The sequence below is a fragment of the Cupriavidus basilensis genome (assembly GCF_029335485.1).
GTDB classification, from domain to species: domain Bacteria; phylum Pseudomonadota; class Gammaproteobacteria; order Burkholderiales; family Burkholderiaceae; genus Cupriavidus; species Cupriavidus basilensis_E.
Genome location: NZ_JARJLM010000201.1, coordinates 1 through 4,579, shown reverse-complemented (window position 1 = coordinate 4,579; position 4,579 = coordinate 1). Strand labels below are relative to the sequence as shown.

At 68.3% G+C, this 4,579-nt stretch carries 2 protein-coding genes; both read left to right on the top strand.

Annotation, left to right across the window (positions count from 1 at the left end; genetic code table 11):
• On the top strand, positions 1–1,547 hold a 1,547-nt coding region (locus tag P3W85_RS11800), incomplete at its 5' end, for a ShlB/FhaC/HecB family hemolysin secretion/activation protein (protein ID WP_276264927.1).
• 18 nt (positions 1,548–1,565) lie between these two features.
• Positions 1,566–4,579, top strand: a 3,014-nt coding sequence (locus P3W85_RS11795; RefSeq protein WP_276264926.1) for a filamentous hemagglutinin N-terminal domain-containing protein, incomplete at its 3' end; no start/stop codon positions are given.

Sequence of the window (4,579 nt, the reverse complement as noted above, 5' to 3'; positions counted from 1 at the left end):
CGGACCGCACGGCGCCGCCGCCGCCGCTGCGCCAGCGCGGCGAGGCCACCGTCACGGTGAGCGCCTTCCGCTTCGCCGGCAATCAGCAACTGAGCGAGGCGCAGCTGGCGCCGGTGGTGGCCGGCTTCCTGAACCGGCCGCTGTCCTTCAGCGAACTGCAGGCGGCCGCCACCGCGGTGGCCGAGGCCTACCGCGCGGCCGGCTGGGTGGTGCGGGCTTACCTGCCGGCGCAGGACGTGCGCGAGGGCGTGGTCACCATCCAGGTGGTGGAGGGCGTATTCGGCGGCGTGCGCATCGAGGGCCAGGGCCCGCAGCGCGTCAGCCGCGAGCGCATCGAGGCCGGTTTCGCCGCGCACCAGGCGGTGGGCGCGCCGCTCAACACCGAGACGCTGGACCGCGCGCTGCTGCTGGCCAACGACCTGCCGGGCGTATCGCTGGTAGGGCGGCTGCGGCCGGGCGCGCGGGAGCAGGAGACCGACCTCGCGCTGAACTTCGTCGAGACGCCGCTGGTGACGGGCAACGTGGGCGTGGACAACCAGGGCGCGCGCTCGACCGGGGCGGCACGCATGGTGGGCAATGCCAGCGTCAACAGCCTGGCCGGCTTCGGCGACCAGCTACTGGCCAACGGGCTGGTGAGCGAGGGCTACCGCTACCTGCGCCTGGGCTACACGGTGCCGGTCGGCTATGACGGCTGGCGCGTCGGCGTGAACGCCTCGCGCCTGGACTACCGGCTGGTGACGGACGACTTCAAGGCGCTGGCCGCGCGCGGCAACTCCAACACGGTGGGGCTGGAGGCGAGCTACCCGCTGGTGCGGGCGCGCCAGCGCAACCTCTACCTGGTGGTCAACTACGACCACAAGACCTACGACAACGAGGCCAGCCAGGTCACCACCAGCCGCTACTTCGACAACACGCTGAGCTTGGGGCTGAACGGCAACCTGTTCGACGGCCTGGGTGGCGGCGGCGCCAACACGGCCAGCGCGATGCTGACCGGCGGCAGCCTGAATCTGGGCCAGTCGCCCACGCAGGCGGCCGACGCCATGACGCTGCGCACGGCCGGCCAGTTCCTCAAGATGCGCTACGGCATGTCGCGCCAGCAGGTGCTGAGCGACGCGCTGTCGGCCACAGCCGCGCTGTCGGGGCAGATGGCGAGCAAGAACCTGGACTCGTCGGAGAAGTTCTACCTGGGCGGTCCGAGCGGCGTGCGCGCCTATCCGATCGGCGAAGGCGGCGGCAGCGAAGGCCAGCTGGTGAACCTGGAACTGCGCTGGCGCCTGCCCTACGGCGTGTCGCTATCGGGCTTCTACGACTGGGGCCACGTCACCGTCAACCGCGACAACAACTTCCCCGGCGCGCCGCCGGTCAACAGCTACCACCTGCAAGGGGCGGGGCTGGCCGTGCAATGGCAACCCGGGCGCGGGGTGAACCTGGGCGCGACCTGGGCGCACCGCATCGGCGGCAACCCCAACGCCACGCCGTCCGGCAAGGACCAGGACGGCTCCCTGATCAAGAACCGCGTCTGGCTGACCGCCAGCCTGTCGTTCTAAGTTTTCCGGAGTCAGACCATGAACAAGATCTATCGCCTGATCTGGAGCGAACTCGTGCGTGCCTGGGTCGTCGTGGCCGAGACTGCGCGCAGCCGGGGCAAGGCCAGCGGCAGCGTGGGCGGCGGCGCGCCGCGCGCCGCCCTGGCCATCAAGCCTCTGGTGGCGGCGCTGGTGGGCATCGGCCTGGCGCATGCTGCGCCGCCGGCGCCGAACCAGCTGCCCACCGGCGGCCAGGTGGCCGCCGGGCAGGCCAGCATCAGCAGCAGCGGCAACACCGCCACGGTGACGCAGACCTCGCAGAACGCCGTGGTCAACTGGCAGAGCTTCAACGTGGGCAGCGCGGCCACGGTGAACTTCCAGCAGCCCTCGGCGGGCGCGGCCATCCTGAACCGCGTGCTGGACAGCAACCCCAGCCAGATCTACGGCCACATCAACGCGCCGGGACAGGTGTTCTTCGTCAACCCGGCGGGGATGTACTTCGGGCCGGGCGCCAGCGTCAACGTGGGCAGCCTGGTGGCGACCACGCACGGCATCGGCAATGCCGACTTCATGGCGGGCAACTACCGCTTCGCGCGCAACGGCGCCACCGGCGGCATCGTCAACGACGGGCAGATCCAGGCAGCGCTGGGCGGCTACATCGCGCTGCTGGCGCCGGAGGTGCGCAACCACGGCGTGGTGGTGGCGCAGCTCGGCACGGTGGCGCTGGCCGCCGGCGAGACCTACCAGCTGCAATTCAGCGGCGACCACACGCTGGCCAATATCCAGGTGACGCCGGTCACGATCCAGGCCCTGGTGGAGAACGGCAACGCGGTGCGCGCGCCGGGCGGCCTGATCATCCTGTCGGCGCAGGCGGCCGACCGGCTGCAGGGCGGCGTGGTGCGCAACACCGGCACGCTGGAAGCGAGCGGCCTGAGCAGCGACGGCGGCACGGTGCGCCTGCTGGCCAGCGACACCATCCGGCAGAGCGGCACCATCCACGCCGACGCCGCAGCGCAGAGCGTGGGCAAGGGGGGCACGGTGACAGCGATCGCGGACCTGGGCAACGCCAACAGCCTGACCACGGTGGACGGCACCATCAGCGCGCGCGGCGGCAACCTGGGAGGGGATGGGGGCTTCGTGGAGACGTCAGGCTCGCACGTGAAGATCGCGGACAGCGCGATGGTGGATACGCGCGCGCCGCAGGGCAAGACCGGGAACTGGCTGATCGATCCGAACAACTACACCATTGCCGCGTCGGGCGGCGATATCACCGGCTCGGCGCTGAGCGCGAAGCTGGCCACCAGCAACGTCACCATCAGTTCCACCGATGGCGCCACGGCGGGGACCAGCACCACCGACAACGGCAGCATCAACGTCAACGACGCAGTGACGTGGAACGCCAATACGCTGACACTGAACGCGCAGAACAACATCAACTTCAATGCGGTGGCCAGCGCGAGCGGGCAAGGCTCGCTGGTGATGAACACCGGCACTGCGGTCAGCGGCGGTACCGTGCGCATGGGCGTGAGCCTGGACAGCAGCGGCTTCACCGGCCGGCTCGACTTTAACTCGAGCGGTAGCCTGACCATCAACGGCAACACGTACACGCAGGTCAAGTCGCAGGCGGACCTGGGGAACCTGTCGCTGAACGGTTACTACTTCCTGGGCAGCGACGTGGCGCTGAGCGGCGCCTTTACGCCGATCGGGATGGCTGGCTCGAATGTCGGGGCGTTCACCGGCGTGTTCGATGGCCTGGGGCATCAGGTCACGGGGCTGGCGATCAACCTGCCGACCACCGACAACGTGGGGCTGTTCTCGCAGAGCAGTGGCGTCGTCCGCAACGTCGGCGTGGTGTTGGATGCGGCGGGCGTGACCGGGCGCGGGAATGTGGGCGGCCTGGTCGGTAACGTGGCTCAGAAGGGGCGTGTCGGCAACAGCTATGTGACCGGCAGCGGGAAAGTCACGGGCTCGTTCGTCTATGTCGGTGGGTTGGTGGGGAACTATCAGGGAGGTGACCTTAGCCATACCTATGCCACCGCTGATGTGTCGGGCCCAGCCAATGTCGGTGGATTGGTGGGAATCTTTGCTTCGGGGGGCGTTCCGCGAGCGGCGTACTGGAACTACGCCACCGGATCCGTCACTGGATCCGGCAATGGAGCTGCCTCGATCGGCGGCCTATTTGGCACGTTCATCGGCGAGAGTGTCCGGGCGAGCTTTGCCACTGGGGCGGTTGCCGGCGGCGATTCCGTCGGAGGTCTGATCGGGCAGCTGTCGGCCGGCACCGTTGTGCAGAGTTACGCTAGCGGATCGGCGCTGGCGAGAAACGGTTCCGCTGGCGGTTTGGTCGGCACAGCCGTCGTTTACGCCATTCTGAATAGCTATGCCACGGGAGACGCTACTGCTGGCGGTCCGGGGGGAGGGGGCGGTCTCGTGGGGTACTTGTACTCCCCTGGGGGAGGGGACTACATCGCCTACAGCTACGCAACGGGGAAGGTCAGCGGTGGTGCCGGCGCGGGGGGGCTTGTGGGCCTTACGAACCGTAACGGCACGCTGTACCAAGGGTACGACGGCAGCCAGAAAGCCAACAACCTCTGGGACACGCAAACCACCGGCCAAAGTAACGCGCTCGGGCTCTCTGCTCCCCTGAACAATCTGTTGGGCGTTGGGTTGAGTACCCAGCAGATGCAGGACCCGACCAACAGTACGGTGAAGGCAAGTCTGCTGACACTGAATACGCAAACGCAACAGTCCTCCTACTATTGGGCGCCGGACGTGCCGGCCACCGCGCCCGTCTGGGGCTTCCCGGCAACGAGTGCAGTCAACAAAGGCTACGCTGTGCTCTGCATTTTCGGTAACTGCGGGTCCGGCGGTAGTTCGGGTTCATCGAGTGGTTCGGGCTCGTCGAGTGGTTCGGGCTCTTCGAGCGGCTCGGGCTCATCGAGCGGTTCGGGATCATCGAGCGGTTCGGGTTCTTCGAGTGGTTCGGGTTCTTCGAGTGGTTCGGGATCATCGAGCGGTTCGGGTTCTTCGAGTGGCTCGGGCTCTTCGAGCGG